The 18,476-nt window shown below is 60.5% G+C and carries 21 protein-coding genes; 17 read left to right on the top strand and 4 right to left on the bottom strand.

Annotated elements, in window-relative coordinates; all coding sequences use genetic code 11:
• Positions 1-24: 24 nt before the first annotated feature.
• The 9 genes from GQX66_RS09995 (at position 25) to GQX66_RS09955 (ending at position 10,322) form a co-directional block, all read left to right on the top strand.
• Positions 25-900, top strand: coding sequence for an SMP-30/gluconolactonase/LRE family protein (locus GQX66_RS09995; protein WP_134021306.1), 876 nt, complete (start codon positions 25-27; stop codon positions 898-900).
• A 270-nt stretch (positions 901-1,170) separates the two neighbouring features.
• Positions 1,171-1,989 carry an SDR family oxidoreductase gene (locus tag GQX66_RS09990; RefSeq protein WP_011335425.1) on the top strand — a complete coding sequence of 273 codons (819 nt, stop codon included), beginning with the start codon at positions 1,171-1,173 and terminating at the stop codon, positions 1,987-1,989.
• 144 nt (positions 1,990-2,133) lie between these two features.
• Positions 2,134-3,138: a substrate-binding domain-containing protein gene (locus GQX66_RS09985; RefSeq protein WP_085745050.1), complete on the top strand. Its 1,005-nt coding sequence runs from the start codon at positions 2,134-2,136 to the stop codon at positions 3,136-3,138.
• A 56-nt stretch (positions 3,139-3,194) separates the two neighbouring features.
• Positions 3,195-4,739: an L-arabinose ABC transporter ATP-binding protein AraG gene (gene araG / locus GQX66_RS09980; RefSeq protein ID WP_240868563.1), complete on the top strand. Its 1,545-nt coding sequence runs from the start codon at positions 3,195-3,197 to the stop codon at positions 4,737-4,739.
• A gap of 12 nt (positions 4,740-4,751) precedes the next feature.
• Entirely contained in the window at positions 4,752-5,720 is a 969-nt protein-coding gene (gene araH, locus GQX66_RS09975; RefSeq protein WP_011335422.1) for an L-arabinose ABC transporter permease AraH, read from the top strand.
• A gap of 283 nt (positions 5,721-6,003) precedes the next feature.
• A complete protein-coding gene (locus GQX66_RS09970) occupies positions 6,004-6,717 on the top strand; it encodes a GntR family transcriptional regulator (RefSeq protein WP_102686502.1) in 714 nt (237 codons plus the stop codon).
• Positions 6,714-7,712 carry an ADP-ribosylglycohydrolase family protein gene (locus GQX66_RS09965; protein WP_129973711.1) on the top strand — a complete coding sequence of 333 codons (999 nt, stop codon included), beginning with the start codon at positions 6,714-6,716 and terminating at the stop codon, positions 7,710-7,712. The genes GQX66_RS09970 and GQX66_RS09965 overlap by 4 nt, the downstream gene beginning before the upstream one ends.
• A 221-nt stretch (positions 7,713-7,933) precedes the next feature.
• Positions 7,934-9,400 (top strand): cytosine permease, encoded by a 1,467-nt coding sequence (locus tag GQX66_RS09960; RefSeq protein WP_085647459.1) that lies wholly within the window; start codon positions 7,934-7,936, stop codon positions 9,398-9,400.
• Positions 9,393-10,322, top strand: a complete 930-nt coding sequence (locus tag GQX66_RS09955; protein ID WP_102686500.1) for a PfkB family carbohydrate kinase — start codon at positions 9,393-9,395, stop codon at positions 10,320-10,322. The genes GQX66_RS09960 and GQX66_RS09955 overlap by 8 nt, the downstream gene beginning before the upstream one ends.
• 60 nt (positions 10,323-10,382) lie before the next feature.
• Here GQX66_RS09955 and GQX66_RS09950 read toward each other — a convergent pair whose 3' ends face one another.
• From GQX66_RS09950 to GQX66_RS09935, 4 genes are all read right to left on the bottom strand, one after another.
• A complete protein-coding gene (locus GQX66_RS09950) occupies positions 10,383-10,763 on the bottom strand; it encodes a Rho termination factor N-terminal domain-containing protein (protein WP_064383457.1) in 381 nt (126 codons plus the stop codon).
• A gap of 88 nt (positions 10,764-10,851) precedes the next feature.
• Positions 10,852-11,106, bottom strand: coding sequence for a hypothetical protein (locus GQX66_RS09945; RefSeq protein ID WP_011335416.1), 255 nt, complete (start codon positions 11,104-11,106; stop codon positions 10,852-10,854).
• Between the two features lie 52 nt (positions 11,107-11,158).
• Entirely contained in the window at positions 11,159-11,503 is a 345-nt protein-coding gene (locus GQX66_RS09940; RefSeq protein ID WP_039770633.1) for a hypothetical protein, read from the bottom strand.
• 82 nt (positions 11,504-11,585) lie between these two features.
• Entirely contained in the window at positions 11,586-12,254 is a 669-nt protein-coding gene (locus tag GQX66_RS09935) for an HD domain-containing protein (RefSeq protein WP_102686499.1), read from the bottom strand.
• Positions 12,255-12,365: 111 nt separating this feature from the next.
• On the opposite strand from GQX66_RS09935, the gene GQX66_RS09930 reads away from it, so the two are divergent.
• From GQX66_RS09930 to dgoD, 8 genes are all read left to right on the top strand, one after another.
• Complete coding sequence (locus GQX66_RS09930; RefSeq protein ID WP_085607298.1) at positions 12,366-12,845, top strand: GNAT family N-acetyltransferase; 480 nt, start codon at positions 12,366-12,368, stop codon at positions 12,843-12,845.
• Positions 12,846-13,004: 159 nt separating this feature from the next.
• Positions 13,005-13,667 carry a hypothetical protein gene (locus GQX66_RS09925; protein WP_085745044.1) on the top strand — a complete coding sequence of 221 codons (663 nt, stop codon included), beginning with the start codon at positions 13,005-13,007 and terminating at the stop codon, positions 13,665-13,667.
• A complete protein-coding gene (locus GQX66_RS09920) occupies positions 13,664-14,158 on the top strand; it encodes a PAAR domain-containing protein (protein WP_074688083.1) in 495 nt (164 codons plus the stop codon). The genes GQX66_RS09925 and GQX66_RS09920 overlap by 4 nt, the downstream gene beginning before the upstream one ends.
• A 7-nt stretch (positions 14,159-14,165) precedes the next feature.
• Positions 14,166-14,906 (top strand): alpha/beta fold hydrolase, encoded by a 741-nt coding sequence (locus GQX66_RS09915; protein ID WP_085745043.1) that lies wholly within the window; start codon positions 14,166-14,168, stop codon positions 14,904-14,906.
• Complete coding sequence (locus GQX66_RS09910) at positions 14,899-15,393, top strand: hypothetical protein (RefSeq protein ID WP_129972527.1); 495 nt, start codon at positions 14,899-14,901, stop codon at positions 15,391-15,393. The genes GQX66_RS09915 and GQX66_RS09910 overlap by 8 nt, the downstream gene beginning before the upstream one ends.
• A gap of 148 nt (positions 15,394-15,541) precedes the next feature.
• Positions 15,542-16,531: a 2-dehydro-3-deoxygalactonokinase gene (locus GQX66_RS09905; protein WP_240868561.1), complete on the top strand. Its 990-nt coding sequence runs from the start codon at positions 15,542-15,544 to the stop codon at positions 16,529-16,531.
• Positions 16,532-16,550: 19 nt separating this feature from the next.
• On the top strand, positions 16,551-17,171 hold the full coding sequence (locus GQX66_RS09900) for a 2-dehydro-3-deoxy-6-phosphogalactonate aldolase (protein ID WP_085745040.1): 621 nt from the start codon (positions 16,551-16,553) through the stop codon (positions 17,169-17,171).
• 47 nt (positions 17,172-17,218) lie between these two features.
• Positions 17,219-18,367, top strand: a complete 1,149-nt coding sequence (gene dgoD / locus GQX66_RS09895; RefSeq protein WP_007950849.1) for a galactonate dehydratase — start codon at positions 17,219-17,221, stop codon at positions 18,365-18,367.
• Positions 18,368-18,476: the final 109 nt, after the last annotated feature.

Here is an 18,476-nt window from a genome sequence, read left to right as displayed (position 1 = left end):
AAAAACAACAAGACAGGAGGTTGCATGACGTGGACTGCGGTGACAGAGCATCGGGCGCAACTGGGCGAAGGCCCGTTCTGGGATGCGCCTACCCAGGCGCTGTACTGGGTGGACATTGCTGGCAAGCAGGCGCTGCGGCTGATCGGGCAGAACGTGCAGATCTGGCAGATGCCGGAGCACGTCTCGGCGTTCATTCCCTGCGCCAGCGGCGACGCGCTGGTGACCCTGAGCAGCGGCGTCTACCGGCTCGATCTCGATTCCCCCGGACTTGAGCCGCGACTGACGCTGTTCTGCATAGCCGATCCGCAACCGGGCAACCGCGCCAACGAGGCACGTTGCGATGGCCAGGGCCGCTTGTGGCTCGGCACCATGCAAAACAACATCGGCGAGCAGGGCGAGGATCTGCCGATCACGCGTCGGTCCGGCGGGCTGTTCCGCGTTGATCCGGATAAAAGGGTCACGCCATTGCTGCGCGGCCTGGGCATTCCCAATACGCTGCTCTGGAGCGACGACGGCACGACTTTGTTGTTCGGTGACAGCCTCGACAGCACCTTGTATCGCTATTTCATTCACACCGACGGCAACCTCGACACCGCCCAGCCTTGGTACAGCGCCGATCAGCACGGCGGCCCGGACGGTTCGGCGATGGACGCCGAAGGCTACGTGTGGAACGCCCGCTGGGACGGCAGCTGCCTGCTGCGCCTGACACCGGATGGCCAGATCGACCGCAAGATCGACCTGCCGATCAGCCGTCCGACCAGTTGCGTATTCGGCGGTGTAGACCTGAAAACCCTGTACATCACCAGCGCCAAAAGTCCGCTGAACCATCCGCTGGATGGCGCCGTGCTGTCGCTGAAGGTGGATGTGGCCGGAAAACTCTGTACGCGTTTTTCTGGTTAGATCCCAAAATATGGGATGCAAAATTATATATTGAGATTATTCGGCGGTCGGGTTTATAGTCGGCTCCAGCAGTAACACGCACTCACACTTAAAAAGAACAAAACAGGTGAAGTGATGCAGCGAATTTCCATCGCACTCCAAAGCGGAGTCAGCGCTTCGGACCGTTTCGGTGCCGCGGCCTGCGCTCGCCTGTTTTGTTTCAGAAGCCTTCCAGACCGGTCATCGTCAGATGCCCGGTTTTTTTATGCTTTCGAACAGGAGTCCTGATCCATGGCTGAACCTCTGTCCCTGCCACCGGTGCCCGAGCCACCGAAAGGTGAGCGCCTGAAAAACAAGGTCGTGCTGCTGACCGGTGCCGCTCAAGGCATCGGCGAAGCAATCGTCGCGACCTTCGCCTCGCAGCAGGCCAAACTGGTGATCAGCGATATCCAGGCTGAAAAGGTCGAGAAAGTCGCTGCGCATTGGCGCGAGCAGGGCGCCGATGTGCAGGCGATCAAGGCCGACGTCTCGCGCCAGCAGGACCTGCACGCCATGGCCAAACTGGCCATCGAGCTGCACGGCCGCATCGACGTGCTGGTCAACTGCGCCGGGGTCAACGTGTTCCGCGATCCGCTGGAAATGACCGAAGAAGACTGGAAACGCTGCTTCGCCATCGACCTCGACGGCGCCTGGTATGGCTGCAAAGCCGTATTGCCGCAGATGATCGAGCAGGGCATCGGCAGCATCATCAACATTGCCTCGACCCATTCCACCAACATTATTCCCGGCTGCTTCCCGTACCCGGTGGCGAAGCACGGCTTGCTCGGGCTGACCCGCGCGCTAGGCATCGAGTACGCGCCGAAAGGCATTCGCGTCAACGCCATCGCCCCGGGCTACATCGAAACCCAGCTCAACGTCGATTACTGGAACGGCTTCGCCGACCCACACGCCGAACGTCAGCGCGCTTTCGATCTGCATCCACCCAAACGCATCGGTCAGCCGATTGAAGTGGCGATGACCGCCGTGTTTCTGGCCAGCGATGAAGCGCCGTTCATCAATGCCTCGTGCATCACCATCGATGGTGGTCGCTCGGTGATGTACCACGACTGACAAAAGCGGTTTCCAGGTGGAAAGGTCCGCCTGAAATCCAATCATCATACGATATGACTATTGTCGTCATGATTAGCAGGAAACGCTTCGACCGCTTTAACGTTTTTCAAATAACGCTCAAGAAAAATAACAAGGAGTCTGCTTATGAAACGTCGTTTCGGGATTCGTACCCTGTGCAGTACCGCGCTGGCGGTCACTGCGTTCAGCCTGAGCAGTTCGCTGCTGGCCGCCGATCCGGTGAAGATCGGCTTCCTGGTCAAACAGGCCGAAGAGCCGTGGTTCCAGACTGAATGGGCCTTCGCCGAGAAAGCTGCCAAGGACAAAGGCTTCGAGCTGATCAAGATCGCCGTGCCGGACGGCGAGAAAACCCTCTCGGCCATCGACAGCCTCGCGGCCAACGGCGCCAAGGGCTTCGTCATCTGCCCGCCGGATGTGTCCCTCGGCCCGGCGATCATGGCCAAGGCCAAACTCAATGACCTGAAAGTGATCGCCGTCGACGACCGTTTCGTCGACGCCAATGGCAAGTTCATGGAGGACGTGCCGTACCTCGGCATGGCCGCCTTCGAAGTCGGCCAGAAGCAGGGCGCCGCCATGGCCGCCGAGGCGAAAAAGCGTAACTGGGACTGGAAAGACACCTACGCGGTGGTCAACACCTACAACGAACTCGACACCGGCAAGAAGCGCACCGACGGCTCGATGAAGGCCCTCGAAGACGCGGGCATGCCGAAAGATCACATTCTGACCGCCGCCCTGAAAACCCTCGACGTACCGGGCAGCATGGATGCCACCAACTCGGCGCTGGTCAAGCTGCCGAGTGCGGCGAAGAACCTGATCATCGGCGGCATGAACGACAACACCGTGCTCGGCGGCGTGCGCGCCACTGAAGCCGCCGGGTTTGCCGCGGCCAATGTGATCGGCATCGGCATCAACGGCACCGACGCCATCGGCGAACTGAAAAAGCCCAACAGCGGCTTCTACGGTTCAATGCTGCCGAGCCCGCACATCGAAGGCTACAAGACCGCCGAGATGATGCACGAGTGGGTCACCACCGGCAAAGAACCACCGAAGTACACCGCGATGGACGACGTCACCCTGATCACCCGCGACAACTTCAAGCAGGAGCTGGAGAAGATCGGCCTGTGGAACTGACGGCAGCGGCGGCCCGGGCAGCCGGGCCGCTTGAACGGTGTGATGAGGTGGCTTAAATGCACGCGCAAGTACAGACACAAGAACACAGCGCCAGCGGCAGCCTGCGTTTCAACGGGATCGGCAAGACCTTCCCGGGCGTGAAGGCGCTGGACGGCATCAGTTTCGTCGCTCACCCCGGGCAGGTTCACGCCTTGATGGGCGAGAACGGCGCCGGCAAATCGACCCTGCTGAAGATCCTCGGCGGTGCCTACGTTCCGAGCAGCGGCGAGCTGCAGATCGGCGAGCGGACGATGGCGTTCAAGTCCACCGCCGACAGCATCGGCAGCGGCGTGGCGGTGATTCACCAGGAGTTGCATCTGGTGCCGGAAATGACCGTGGCCGAGAACCTGTTTCTCGGTCACCTGCCGGCCAGTTTCGGCCTGATCAATCGCGGCGCGCTGCGCCAGCAAGCCTTGGCTTGCCTCAAAGGACTGGCCGATGAAATCGACCCGCAGACCAAGGTCGGACGCCTGTCCCTCGGCCAGCGGCAACTGGTGGAAATCGCCAAGGCGTTGTCCCGAGGCGCGCATGTGATTGCTTTTGACGAACCGACCAGCAGCCTTTCGGCGCGGGAAATCGACCGGTTGATGGCGATCATCGGCCGGCTGCGCGACGAAGGCAAAGTCGTGCTTTACGTCTCCCATCGCATGGAAGAAGTGTTCCGCATCTGCGACGCGGTGACGGTGTTCAAGGACGGCCGCTACGTGCGCACCTTCGACGACATGAGCCAGTTGACCCATGATCAACTGGTGACCTGCATGGTCGGGCGCGACATTCAGGACATCTACGATTATCGCGGTCGACCGCGCGGTGCCGTGGCGCTGAGAGTCGATGGATTGCTCGGCCCGGGCCTGCGCGAGCCGATCAGTTTCGATGCGCACAAGGGCGAGATTCTGGGGCTGTTCGGACTGGTCGGGGCAGGACGCACCGAGTTGTTCCGGCTGCTCAGCGGTCTTGAGCGCAACACCGCTGGACGTCTGGAATTGCGCGGCCATGAACTGAAACTGCGTTCGCCGCGCGATGCGATCGCCGCCGGGATTCTGCTGTGCCCGGAGGATCGCAAGAAGGAAGGCATCATCCCGCTCGCCAGCGTTGCCGAGAACATCAACATCAGTGCGCGCGGCGCGAATTCCGCGCTCGGTTGCCTGCTGCGCGGGATCTGGGAAAAGGGCAATGCCGAGAAACAGATCAAGGCCCTGAAAGTGAAAACGCCCCATGCCGGGCAACAGATCAAGTTCCTGTCCGGCGGCAATCAGCAGAAGGCGATTCTCGGCCGCTGGCTGTCGATGCCGATGAAAGTCCTGCTGCTCGACGAACCGACCCGGGGCATCGACATCGGCGCCAAGGCCGAGATCTACCAGATCATCCATAACCTGGCCGCGGACGGCATTTCGGTGATCGTGGTGTCCAGCGATCTGATGGAAGTGATGGGCATTTCCGACCGCATTCTGGTGCTGTGCGAGGGCGCCCTGCGTGGCGAAGTCAGCCGCGACCAGGCCAACGAATCCAACCTGCTGCAACTGGCTTTGCCGCGCCACCGCGCTGACGGCGTGGCGAACTGAGAGGTGACTATGATGACAACCCAAAACGAAACCCTGCCGACCGAGCGCAAACCTCTGGATATGCGGCGCTTCCTCGACGACTGGGTGATGCTGCTGGCGGCGGTGGGTATTTTTGTCGCCTGCACCTTGCTGATCGACAACTTCCTCTCGCCACTGAACATGCGTGGCCTGGGCCTGGCGATTTCCACCACCGGGATCGCCGCGTGCACCATGTTGTATTGCCTGGCATCGGGACATTTCGACTTGTCGGTGGGTTCGGTGATTGCCTGCGCCGGTGTGGTGGCGGCGGTGGTGATGCGCGACACCAACAGCGTATTTCTCGGCGTCAGCGCGGCGCTGGTGATGGGTCTGATCGTCGGCTTGATCAACGGCATCGTGATCGCCAAGTTGCGGGTCAATGCGCTGATCACGACGCTGGCGACCATGCAGATCGTCCGTGGCCTGGCTTACATTTTTGCCAACGGCAAAGCGGTGGGCGTGTCCCAGGAATCGTTCTTCGTGTTCGGCAACGGCCAGTTGTTCGGCGTGCCGGTGCCGATCCTGATCACCATCGTCTGCTTCCTGTTTTTCGGCTGGCTGCTGAATTACACGACCTACGGGCGCAACACCATGGCCATTGGTGGCAACCAGGAAGCGGCGCTGCTGGCAGGGGTGAATGTTGATCGCACGAAGATCATCATCTTCGCGGTGCATGGGGTGATTGGTGCGCTGGCGGGGGTGATTCTGGCTTCGCGGATGACTTCGGGTCAGCCGATGATCGGGCAGGGGTTTGAGTTGACGGTGATTTCGGCTTGCGTGCTCGGCGGGGTGTCGCTGAGTGGCGGGATCGGGATGATCCGGCATGTGATTGCCGGGGTGCTGATTCTGGCGATTATCGAGAATGCGATGAACCTGAAGAATATCGACACGTTTTATCAGTATGTGATTCGTGGGTCGATTCTGCTGTTGGCTGTGGTTATCGACCGTCTGAAACAGCGCTGAAATCAAAAGCTCCCTCACCCCAGCCCTCTCCCGGAGGGAGAGGGCGCCGACCGGGGTGTCTTGCGCTCTACATTGACCTGAAGAATCCAATCGATTATGGATTCGGCAAAGCCTTTTCAGGTCGACGTACCTCCCGAATATCCCCCATTCAGTTCCCTCTTCCTCCGGGAGAGGGCTAGGCGGGCGGCGTTCCGATGAGGGCGCTCTTGATCTTCCCGCCTTCCGTCACCCCACCCAAAATTTCCCTTGCCCGTCTCAACCCGTTTCGGTTATCACTTTGTACATGATTAGACAGGTACGATTTGACAAGAAACAACGGGTGGTCGACGAGCTCGTCCGACGCATCGAAAGCGGCCTCATGGAGGACGGCTTTCTGTTGCCCGGCGAGCACCAGTTGGCTCAGGAATTCAACGTCAGCCGTGGCACGTTGCGCGAAGCGCTGGCCGAACTGAAGCGGCGCAATTACATCGCCACGCAAAGCGGGGTCGGCTCCATCGTCACGTTTGACGGTGTGGTGCTCGACCAGCGCAGCGGCTGGGCCCAGGCCCTGGCCGACAGCGGGGCGATGATCAATACCGACGTGCTGCGTCTGGAGGCCGTGACTCGTGCGGATCTGCTTGCGCGTTTCGGCTCCGATCAATTCATTCTTCTCGAACGTCGCCGCCGTTCCAACGATGGCACGGCGGTGTCCCTTGAACGCTCTCTGATGCCCGCCAGCGGAGGCCTGGAAAGCCTGCCGCGGGTCGGCCTGATCGACAACTCCCTGACCATCACCCTGGCCGCCTACGGTTACATCGGCGAGCGCGGCGATCAATGGATCGGCGCCGAACCGCTCAACGCCGAGGACGCCGAACTGCTCGGCCGCCCCGAAGGCACGGTGTTCCTCAAGGCATTGCGCACCACCTACGACCGGCAAAACCGCTTCATGGAGCAGGTCGAAAGCCTGCTCGACCCGGTGCATTTCCGTCTGCACCTGCAATTTGGAGAATCGAAATGACCGCCCTCGACCGTGCCTTGGGCGCGTTTTATGGCCTTGCCCTGGGTGACGCGCTGGGCATGCCGACCCAATCCCTGAACCGCGAAACCATCAAGCAGCGCTTCGGCCAGATCACCGATCTACAGGACGCCGGGCCCTTGCAGCCGATTGCCGCGAACATGCCCAAGGGCTCGATCACCGATGACACCGAACAGGCGATTCTGGTCGGCGAGTTGCTGGTCGAAGGCAAGGGCCGGATCGAACCGGCGGTGCTCGCGCAACGGCTGATCGAATGGGAAGCCGAGATGCAGGCCAAAGGCTCGCAGGACTTGCTCGGCCCGTCGACCAAACGTGCGATCGAAATGATCCTTGCCGGCCATTCGCCGGAAGAGGCTGGCCGTTATGGCACTACCAACGGCGCAGCGATGCGCATCACCCCGGTGGGAATCGCGGCGGATGTCGCCGATCCCGAGCGCTTTATCGCGGCGGTGGTGCAGGCCTGTCAGGTCACTCACAACACCACCCTGGGGATTTCCAGCGCGGCGGCGGTGGCTGCGGTGGTCTCGGCCGGCATCAACGGCCTGGATCTGGGCGAGGCGCTGAACCTCGGCCAGCAGATCGCCCAGCAAGCGGAGTCTCATGGGCACTGGGTGGCCGGCGGGCGCATTGCGTCGCGGATCAGTTGGGCGCGCAGCATCAGTGTCGAGAGCGACCCGGTGTTGCTCGCGGATCTGCTGTACGACGTGATCGGAACCTCGGTTGCGTCGCAGGAATCGGTGGTGGTGTCGTTCGCCCTCGCTCAGCAAGTCGCGGTCGGTGAAATGACGCCGTTCGATGCGCTGTGCATGGCCGCGAGCCTGGGTGGCGACACCGACACCATCGCCGCGATTCTCGGCGCCATGCTCGGGGCCTGCCTGGGCCTGCAGAGCTGGCCGGCGCCGATGATCGAGACGGTGAAGGCCGTCAATGGTCTGGAGCTTGAACCGTTGGTGCAGGGGCTTTTGGCCTTGCGCTGATTGAACTGACGCCATCGCTGGCAAGCCAGCTCCCACAGGGACCGTGCAAACCTCAAGGTTCACTTCGAACCTGTGGGAGCTGGCTTGCCAGCGATGGCCGCACCACAATTCTTGAATATTCACCCGCAATGGATCGCGCAGACAGGCCCAGGAAGGGCGGAATGTCTGGTCGTTCTGCGTCATTGCCACAACCACAATAAAGGCAAACAGGAGCATTTTTCATGAGTTCATCGACCGCCGGGCAAAGCGCCGGGCAACTGGAAACCCGGGGCATCGAACCGGTGCCGGAAGGCGAGTGCAACGGCCATCCGCTGCAACTGTTCTGGGTCTGGTTCGCGGCCAACATTTCCATCCTCGGCCTGCCGCTGGGCGCCACGCTGGTTGCGTTTCGCGGCCTGGCGATCTGGCAGGCGATCATCGTCGCGATTCTAGGCGCTGCCGGTTCGTTCGCGGTGGTGGGGATCATCTCGATTGCCGGTCGTCGCGGTCGTGCGCCGAGCCTGACCCTTTCGCGGGCGATCTTCGGTGTGCGCGGCAATATCGGCCCGACGCTGGTGTCGCTGATGTCGCGTCTGGGTTGGGAAACCGTCAACACCACCACCGCCGCGTTCGTGCTGCTGTCGTTGTGCTCGATCCTGTTCGGCTCGCCGGTGGAAGCCAAAAGCGCGCCGGTGCTGACCCTGATCTTTATCGCGATTTTCGTGCTGCTGACCTTGTCTGTATCCGGCCTCGGCCACGCCACCTTGCTGGTGATCCAGAAGTGGGCGACCTACGTGTTCGGTGCGCTGAACATTCTGGTCGGCGGCTTCCTCTGCGCGACCATCGACTGGAGCGCGGTGTTCAACGCCACGCCGGCGCCGATGAGCGCGATGATCATCGGTATCGGCACCATGGCGGCCGGCACCGGGATCGGCTGGGCGAATGCCGGCGCCGACATGTCGCGCTATCAGCATCGCAGCGTCAAGGCCGTGCGCCTGGTGGCTTCGGCGGCGTTCGGCGCGGGGATTCCGCTTGTGCTGCTGATCACCCTCGGCGGTCTGCTGTCCGTGGGCAACAACGACCTCGCTTCGGCCACTGACCCGATCGTGGCGATCCGCGACATGCTGCCAACGTGGATGGCCGTGCCGTACCTGATCACCGCATTCGGAGGCCTGCTGCTGTCGAACAACCTGTCGGTGTACTCCGCCGGTCTGACCACGCTGACCCTCGGCCTGAAGGTCAAACGCGTGTACGCGGTGGTGGTCGACATCGTTGCGATCTTCGCCGGTTCGATCTACTTCATGCTGATCGCCGACAGCTTCTACGGCCCGTTCATTACCTTCATTTCGCTGTTGGCGGTGCCGATCACCGCGTGGGTCGGGATCTTCGTGGTCGACCTGATTCACCGTCACTACTACAGCCCCAAAGACCTGCTCGACGTCAGCCCGAGCAGCGCCTACTGGTACAGCGGCGGCATCGAGTGGCGCGCGTTCGGCGCGTGGGCGATCGCGATCGTGCTGGGCTTCAGTTTCACCACCATCGGCACCACCGCCGAGAACGTCTGGTTCAAGGGCTTCCTGTCCGACTCCTGGCTGGGCCACAACGGCCTTGGCTGGATCGTGACGTTCGTGGTCGCCGGCGGCATTTACTTCGTACTCGGCGGGGCGAGAGATCGCCGCGCTGCGCAATCCGAGAATGCTCATGCCTAAGATGTTGCACACCGGCCAGGTCATCATCGACCTGGTCATGGCCGTGGAGGCGCTGCCGCAAATCGGCGGTGACGTGCTGGCGCAGTCCGCCAGTTTCGAAGCCGGCGGCGGCTTCAATGTGATGGCTGCCGCTGCGCGCAACGGCTTGCCGGTGGTCTATCTCGGCCGTCATGGCAATGGGCGTTTCGGTGATCTGGCACGGCAGGCGATGAACGCCGAAGGCATCCGCATCGGCATCGAACAACCTGCAGAACGTGACACCGGGATCTGCGTGGCGCTGACCGATGCGTCGGCCGAGCGCAGTTTCATTTCCTACATCGGCGCCGAAGGCGAGGTCACGACGGCGGAGCTGAACAGCGTCGCCGCCGAGACGGGGGACTACGTCTACGTCAGCGGCTACAGCCTGCTACACAGCGGCAAGGCCCAGGCGTTGCTGGACTGGACGTTGGCGCTGCCGAAGACGATCAACGTGGTGTTCGATCCTGGCCCGCTAGTGGAATCGCCGGACTCACCGATGATGCAGGCGCTGCTGCCGCGCATCGATGTGTGGACCAGCAACAGCGTCGAGGCGTTGCGCTTTACTGACGCGACGGACATCGAAACCGCGCTGGACCGATTGACCGTGCACCTGCCACGAAATGTGCTGATGGTAGTGCGCGACGGCCCGCAGGGTTGCTGGATTCATCAGCGCGGTGAACGTCAGCATGTGCCAGGTTTCAAGGTGCAGGCGGTGGACAGCAATGGTGCGGGCGATGCGCACGCCGGGGTATTTGTTGCCGGGCTGGCGCAAGGGCTTGCAGCTCACGAAGCCGCAAGGCGCGCCAACGCTGCGGCTGCGTTAGCGGTCACTCGCTGGGGCCCGGCGACCGCTCCTGGCACTGCCGAGGTTGATGTGCTGATCAGCAAAAAATGCACTGACTGAACGATCGCAATCGCTGGCTTGCCAGCGATAAGGCCTTCAGCCGTTACATCCAGTCTGGACCTAGCCGGCTCTGCGCAACGCCGCAATCAACTCATCCTTTCGCATCGACGAACGCCCGGGGATTTTCCGCTCCCGGGCCTCCTTGCGCAGGCTGTCGACCGTCTGCACTTCGCGTGAAGCCTTGCTGTCGCGCGAATGTCCCTCACGGCTTACTGTCGCGCGCCGCGCCGACTCCTTGCGATCTGAAGCTTTGGCGCTGGCAGGTTTCCGGCGCCCGGAACCTCCGGCCTTCTCGCCGCCGCCGGACTGTTTGTTCACAGTCGCCCAGGCGCGGGCTTCAGCTTCGTCCTTGGACATCCCTTTGTTCTGATAGCTGTCTTCAATGTGTTCGGCTTTGCGCTTCTGTTCTTCAGTGTATTTGGCTTTGCTTCCACGAGGCATGGCGAGTCTCCTGGTGGCTGGATGAATCTCGGTATGAACCGGCGCAGGCAATGCATTCGAACACTGCATGCGCCAGTGACCGCATGCGTCAGGTATCGAGTTTACGGGCCGCTTCCACACCTGCAGCGCTGAGCTTGATCGGCAGATTCAGCGAATGTTCTCCCGCTTCGTTGCAAGTGATGTGTCCGTGGTGAATCAGTCCACGCTCCTGCAGGGCAGCGAGGGCACTGGCCACGACTTTCTCGCCGCGATAATTGTCCAGCACCTCTTTGCCGAGGCCGCTCGGGTGAGCATGCAACAGGCGGGTGAGGACTTCTTTTTCCAGGTTTTTATCGACGTTCATGGTTACCTCTTCAGGGAAGTGGATAAGACACGTTGCGTGGATGCAGCACGGATCACTGACCTGCGCCTTCAGAGCCCGAACCACCCGTGGTGGTTTTCGAGCCGACGCCGGGACCTGCGTTGTCGGGGGCGGCCGGAGCGTCGGGGGTGTTCATCCCGCCCTGACGACCGGGATCGCTGCCCTGGGTGCGAGGATCGGTTCCCGTCGCGGGTGGCTGATTGATCAGCGGAACACCCGAGCCGTCGGTATTCATACCGGGGGCGCTGTTGATGGCGGGGGCTCTTGGCTGGGTAACCGGATCGGTCGGCCCGGTACCGGCAGCGGTAGTCGAGGCGGCGAATACCGCCGGGCTGAGGAGGGTAGCGAATACGAGCGCAGTCAACCTTGACGAGATCATAGAGTGTCTCCAGTGATTGAAATCCTTACCTCCTTTTGGTCTGCCGTCGTGAAAGATTGGTGCCTGATGATCGACGAACGGTTCAGAAGGGCTGAGTGCTTTCGAGGCCGATCTCTTCCTTGAATTGCTCCATAAAATCTTTCAAGCGTCGATGGCGTAGCTGTGCCAGACGTTGGCCGGCAACGGTCTGGAATCCGTCTGCGAGGTGCAGCAGTTTGGTCTGGAAATGATCGAGGCAGAATCGCTTGTCGTCGTAGTCCCTATCCCGGGCCTCGGGATCGTGCGGGTCATACAACGCGCTGCCCATGCGTCCGGCCGTGTAAAAGGTGCGGGCGACGCCGAGCATGCCGAGGGAGTCGAGACGGTCGGCGTCCTGCATCAGTCGCGCCTCGAGGGTGAGCGGTGTGATGTTGGCGGAAAAGCTGTGGGCTTCGATGGCGTGGGTGACAGCGTCGATTTTGGCGTCGGGCCAATGCATGTTCGCCAGCACCTTCGAAGCTTTTTCCGCAGCCAGACGCGATGCCTGTGAGCGCAGCGGCGAGTTCTTTTCCACCGCGACGCAATCGTGCAGCAACACCGCTGCCAGAAGGACTTCAAGGTCGCCGCCTTCGTCGGCCTGCAAGGTGCGCGCGTTGTGCCAGACCCGTTGCAGATGCGACAGGTCATGAGCGCCGTCTTCCGACGGTTCCAGCGCGTGGGGCAGCAGTTCGGCGGCGAGCTCCGTGAGAGGTGAAAAAACGAGATTGTTCATGGGAGTCCTTGCGAGTCATCGGCCGCGCTAGCCTAATCCGTGGATTGCCATGTGACGAGCGCCGCGCGCCGCCTTAGTATGGCGTTTTCCTTTTTCCGACAAGGCCCGTCCATGACGATCGAAATCCGCCCGGCGACCCCCAGCGATGCACCGCAAATCCTCGCGTTCATCACCGAATTGGCAGACTTCGAAAAGGCCCGTCACGAAGTCATCGCCAGCGTCGCCGACATCGAGCGCAGCCTGTTCAGCGAAGGCGCCACGGCCCACGGTCTGATCTGCCTGCGCGACGGAGTACCGATCGGTTTTGCGGTGTTCTTCTTCAGCTATTCGACCTGGCTGGGCAGCAACTGCCTGTACCTCGAAGACCTGTACATCACTCCGGAACAACGGGGCGGCGGCGCCGGCAAAACCCTGCTGCGCCACCTCGCGAAAATCGCCTGCGCCAACGACTGTGGCCGGTTCGAATGGAGCGTGCTGGACTGGAACACCCCGGCCATCGAATTCTACAAATCCCTCGGCGCCCAGCCGCAGGAAGAGTGGGTGCGTTATCGCATGGATGGCAAGGTATTGCGCGAATTTGCCGAGGGCTGAACAAATAGTGGCAATCTGATTGCTGATTCGATTGTCCAAACCGCTCTGGTCCGGCATTCTACGCGCCATTTTTGCGCGCTCACGGACGACACCTGCAATGCCTCTGGCACTCTTTCTCCACGCCCGTGGAGCCTTCGCTGCGTCAACGAGTGACCGGCGATGAGCGGACTACGGGCGTCGATCCGTCTGTACGGCCTGGTCAAAAACCTCGGCTCAAGCGACAACCCGAACCGCCAACCGGTGGACATCCTCTGCACCCTCAACCGCCTGGGGGGCAAGGCCATCCGTGCGTTTGTCTCGCGCCTCGATGCCGAGCTGATGTCACGCAGTGCGGGCTTCGACGACTACCGCGTGATACCGCTGCGCACGTTCGATCCGAACGGATTCATCGATGCACATCAAGGCTGGCTGACCCTGCACGTGTGCTGCGGTTTTGTCGCGCCTGCGGGACAATCGATTTTCCACCAAAGCGTGCTGTCGCCGATGGGCTGGTACGTCTACTCGCAAACCGGCCGCTGGACAGCCGAGCGTTATCTGGAACTCGGCCCGCAGATGGCCGAGCTGCTGCAAACCACCTACGACCAGCATCGACTGACCGGCTACAACACCTGGCTCAACCAACTCGACGACGCTACATCCGCCGAGTTGAACTGGTTTGCCGATGAAGCCTGGCAACAACTGCAAACCCTTACACCTCCGAACAGCCGCGAGCATTGTCACGCGCTGTTTGATTCCGTCGACAACCGCTGGCGTTTCGCCGCGACCGACGTCGATCTCTATCAGCCTCACCCGGAACCTCTGAAGCAAGGAGCTTTGAATTGAGTGGCAAACCCGCTGCACGCGTCACCGACCCAACCGCCTGCCCACTGCCGGGCCACGGCAACAACCCGATCGTCTCCGGTTCGCCGGACGTGTTCTTCGACGGACTCCCCGCTGCGCGAATGACCGATAAATCGGCGTGCGGCAGCCCGATCACCGGCGGTGTTTCCGCCACGGTCTTCATCAACGGCCTGAATGCCGCGATGCTCGACAGCACCGGCGGGCATGGCAATGTCGTAGTCGGTGGGTCGGGGACGGTGATTATTGGACAGAGCGGGGGAGGGGCGGCGTTTAGTGGGTTGTTGCCGATGCCGGTGCATTTCAATGATCGGATGCAGGTGATTAACGAAATTACTGGTGAGCCCATGCCAAATCACCCTTACGCGATTCAACGCGCTGATGGGAGCGTGGAGCACGGCGTAACCAATGACGCGGGCTTCACCCATACGGTGAGTTCGCATTTGCCTGAGTCGATCAAGCTGTTCGTGGAGTAGGAAACGTATGACAGCTGAAAATCCTGCTCTGAAAGGGTGTAAAAGACTGGTCGTGACCCACGACCTGACCTGCAAAACGGACGGAACAGTCAAGCAGGCCACGATCACTCCCAAAAAGATTGTTCTGTTTTTTGTGGGTGGTGCGGGTGATAAAGAAAGTTATTACGGCACAGGCCCCAATAATAACGTTGCTGACGTCATGAAGGTGTTCGTTAGGGATATGGAGGCTGAGGGTATTTGTTCTGATAATTATGATGCCCACCATATTGGTTATAACTATTTTATTAGTGATGATGATCTAAAAAAGAATGTGCTGGAGAAGATTGCTGATGTGACCACGCCTGTATATATAATTGGGCATAGCTTGGGCGGTTGGAATGGTGCGCACCTGTCAGCTGTATTGACTGATAAGGGGTATCGAATTCCGTGTCTGGTTACACTCGATCCGGTTGGCGAAGGAAAAATCGTGTGGGGGGTTTCTAGCATCTACCGTCAGGAACCGAAGCCGAAGGCGGAATATTGGGTTAACGTCAGAGCCGATGCCAAAGACTGGAATTTTTCCGATCTCGTAGCCGATTTTGGAGAGCAATGGGATATGAAAAGTGGGCCCAATATGAACGGGCGAGTGAATGTGAATCACGCCGATGCCTGGGTTATCTACACATCAGTCCTGCAAAGTGGCATCTCGGCCAGAGACGCTTTGATGCAGGTTGTTGTTACTCATTTTAAAGGACGGAAATGTGCGTAATATAATTTTATGCATGGCTTTCTTGCTTTGCACTTCCTGTGCGATAAATCATGGCAAGCCCATTGCTCATTTACAATACGTTGGTGTTGAACGTTATTTGGATAGGGCCATTTATCAGGTGCGTTTCTCGTCCGATGTTGATGTTGTCAATCTTTTCAAATCAAAAATAAGCCAGACGCTGATGTGTTCTTTTGAGGGCGATTTTGATTTTTCGGCAACTCACTCTGCGGGTAGATATGGAGAGGGTTTTATCGAGCCTGAAATTTCAAGTGCCGGGCCGGTTTTCAGGGCGGATGTTTTATTTTTCGAAAGAAAAAACGATACCAGTGAAAAAATCATTGAAGGTGAGGCGTTGAGGTCTTTATTAGTGGGCCGAGAGTCTATTGTCTGTAAGGTCAGAATTAATTCCTACTCCTATAAAATATATTTGTCGGAGGACATGAAGGTTCCAACGGCAGATCTGTTAAGAGAGATCGATAAGTTTTAAACGGGCTGCGATTGCTGCTCAGCTAGCTGTCCGATTTTTTAGGAATTCGAATCCCAAAATATGGGATGCAAAATTACATATTGAGATTTTCCATCTGGGAGGTCTATAGTCCAGCTCACTCACTGCCAATAACAAAACAGGTGAAGCGATGCTGGCGCAATTGATCGCGCTCGATTGGGGGACGACCTCACTACGTGCTTACAAACTCGCGGCGGGCGGACAGGTGCTGGCGCAGCGGTCGCTGTCGTTCGGGATCATGCAGTTGCCGAAGACGCCGCGGGTCATCAACGGTCGTGAATGCGCCGAGGGTTTTGAACTGGCGTTCGACGAGGCGTGCGGCGACTGGCTCGACGCGCAACCCGGCTTGCCGGTGATCGCTTGTGGCATGGTCGGCAGCGCTCAGGGCTGGCGCGAAGCGTCCTACCGCGATACGCCGGCCAACGTCGCCGATCTCGGAAAATCCCTGCAAACCGTTCGCAGTCTTCGCGGTGTCGATGTGCACATCGTGCCGGGTGTGATTCAGCGCTCGACGCTGCCGAACGTGATGCGCGGCGAAGAAACCCAGGTCCTCGGCGTCCTGCAGAATCTGCCGGTCGAGGCGGGCAACGATCTGCTGATCGGCCTGCCGGGCAGTCATTCGAAATGGGTGGAAGTGGCCGACGGCTGCATCACCCGCTTCGACACCTTCATGACCGGCGAAGTGTTCGCCGTGCTCAGCGAACATAGCATTCTCGGCCGTACCCAACAGCACAGCGCGACGTTCGACGCCGAGGCCTTCGATCGCGGCGTGCAGGTGGCGTTGTCGGCAGAGGGCGACATCGGCGTGCTGTCGACCCTGTTCAGCGCCCGCAGCCTGGGCCTGACCGGTGAACTCAGCGCCACCGCTCAACCGGACTATCTGTCCGGCCTGCTGATCGGCCATGAACTGACGGCGCTGGCCGCCGTGCAACGGCGCCGACGCAACAGCACACATCTTCCTTCGATCATCCTCATCGGCAACGCGCAGTTGTGCACCCGCTACAGCCGGGCCCTCGACGCCTGCGGTTTTGCCCGGGTGACCCTGGCCGAGCAAGCCACCGAGCGTGGTCTGTGGCAACTGGCGCTCGCCGCCGGACTGATCGATTCCTCATCCCGTTAACCCTGACTGGAGGCCTGACATGCTCAAGCAAGCACTGGCGCAAAACGGTCTGATCGCGATCCTGCGCGGCCTGCATCCGCAGGAAGCCGCCGCTGTCGGAGAAGTCCTGTATGCGGCCGGATTTCGCGTCATCGAAGTACCGCTCAATTCCCCTGCGCCGTACGAAAGCATTCGCATCCTGCGTAAGACCCTGCCCGCCGATTGCCTGATCGGTGCCGGCACGGTGCTGACCCCGGAACAGGTCGAACGGGTGAAGGAGGCTGGCGGCCAAGTCATCGTCATGCCCCACAGCGATGCCAAGGTGTTGCGGGCAGCGAAAGCGGCGGGGCTGTACCTGTCGCCGGGCGTTGCCACACCGACCGAAGCCTTCGCGGCGCTGGAGGAAGGCGCGGACATTCTCAAGCTGTTCCCGGCCGAACAGATGGGGCCGGCAGTGGTGAAAGCCTGGCTGGCGGTGTTGCCGGTCGGGACGATTCTGGCGCCGGTCGGCGGCATCACGCCGGACAACATGCAGGCCTTCATCGACGCCGGCGTCAAAGGCTTCGGCCTCGGTTCCGGGCTGTTCAAACCGGGCATGACGACTGAGCAAGTGGCGGCCAATGCCAAGGCCTACGTGGCGGCCTGGAAAGCCCTTCGCTAAGACTTTTCGGCGCTGCGTGCGCTGCATCTAACAAGAGAGACAAACAGATGAAAATCACCAAACTCACCACCTTTATCGTCCCGCCGCGCTGGTGCTTCCTGAAAGTCGAAACCGACGAGGGCGTGACCGGTTGGGGCGAGCCCGTGGTCGAGGGCCGGGCCCACACGGTTGCTGCAGCGGTCGAGGAATTGTCCGACTACCTGATCGGCAAAGACCCACGCAACATTGAAGACATCTGGACCGTGCTGTATCGCGGCGGCTTCTACCGGGGCGGCGCAATTCACATGAGCGCACTGGCCGGCATCGATCAGGCGCTGTGGGACATCAAGGGCAAGGCGCTGGGCGTATCGGTCAGCGACCTGCTCGGCGGTCAGGTGCGGGACAAGATCCGCGTGTATTCGTGGATCGGCGGCGACCGTCCGGCGGACACCGCGCGGGCCGCTAAAGAGGCGGTGGGTCGTGGTTTCACTGCGGTGAAAATGAACGGCACCGAAGAGCTGCAATTCCTCGATACCTTCGAAAAAGTCGATCTGGCACTGGCCAACGTTGCCGCCGTGCGTGATGCGGTGGGGCCGAATGTCGGTATCGGTGTCGACTTCCATGGCCGGGTGCACAAACCCATGGCCAAGGTGCTGATGAAGGAACTTGACCCGTACAAACTGATGTTCATCGAAGAGCCGGTGCTCAGCGAAAACTACGAAGCGCTGAAAGAATTGGCACCGCTGACCAGCACCCCGATTGCGCTCGGTGAGCGGCTGTTTTCGCGGTGGGACTTTAAACGGGTGTTGAGCGAAGGTTACGTCGACATCATCCAGCCGGATGCCTCCCACGCCGGCGGCATCACCGAGACCCGCAAGATCGCCAACATGGCTGAAGCCTACGACGTGGCGCTGGCGCTGCATTGCCCGCTGGGGCCGATCGCGCTGGCGGCGTGTCTGCAACTGGACGCCGCTTGTTACAACGCGTTTATCCAGGAGCAGAGCCTGGGCATCCATTACAACGAGAGCAATGACCTGCTCGATTATGTGAAGGATCCGCGGGTGTTCGACTACGACAAGGGCTTCGTGAAAATCCCCAACGGCCCGGGCCTGGGGATCGAGATCAACGAGGAATACGTGATCGAACGCGCGGCGGTCGGCCATCGCTGGCGCAACCCGATCTGGCGGCATGCCGATGGCAGTTTTGCCGAGTGGTGAGTCGCTGATTCTCTGCCGTGAGCTCGACGAGAACTACGAGAACTACGAGATCGTTCCCACGCAGAGCGTGGGAACGATCTCGCCTGCTAAATCCGACCTCAATAAACAT

Origin of the sequence: Pseudomonas sp. B707, assembly GCF_022496685.1 — a bacterium.
Classification (GTDB): Bacteria; Pseudomonadota; Gammaproteobacteria; order Pseudomonadales; family Pseudomonadaceae; genus Aquipseudomonas; species Aquipseudomonas paraglycinae.
This window is presented reverse-complemented; position numbering and strand designations above follow the sequence as displayed.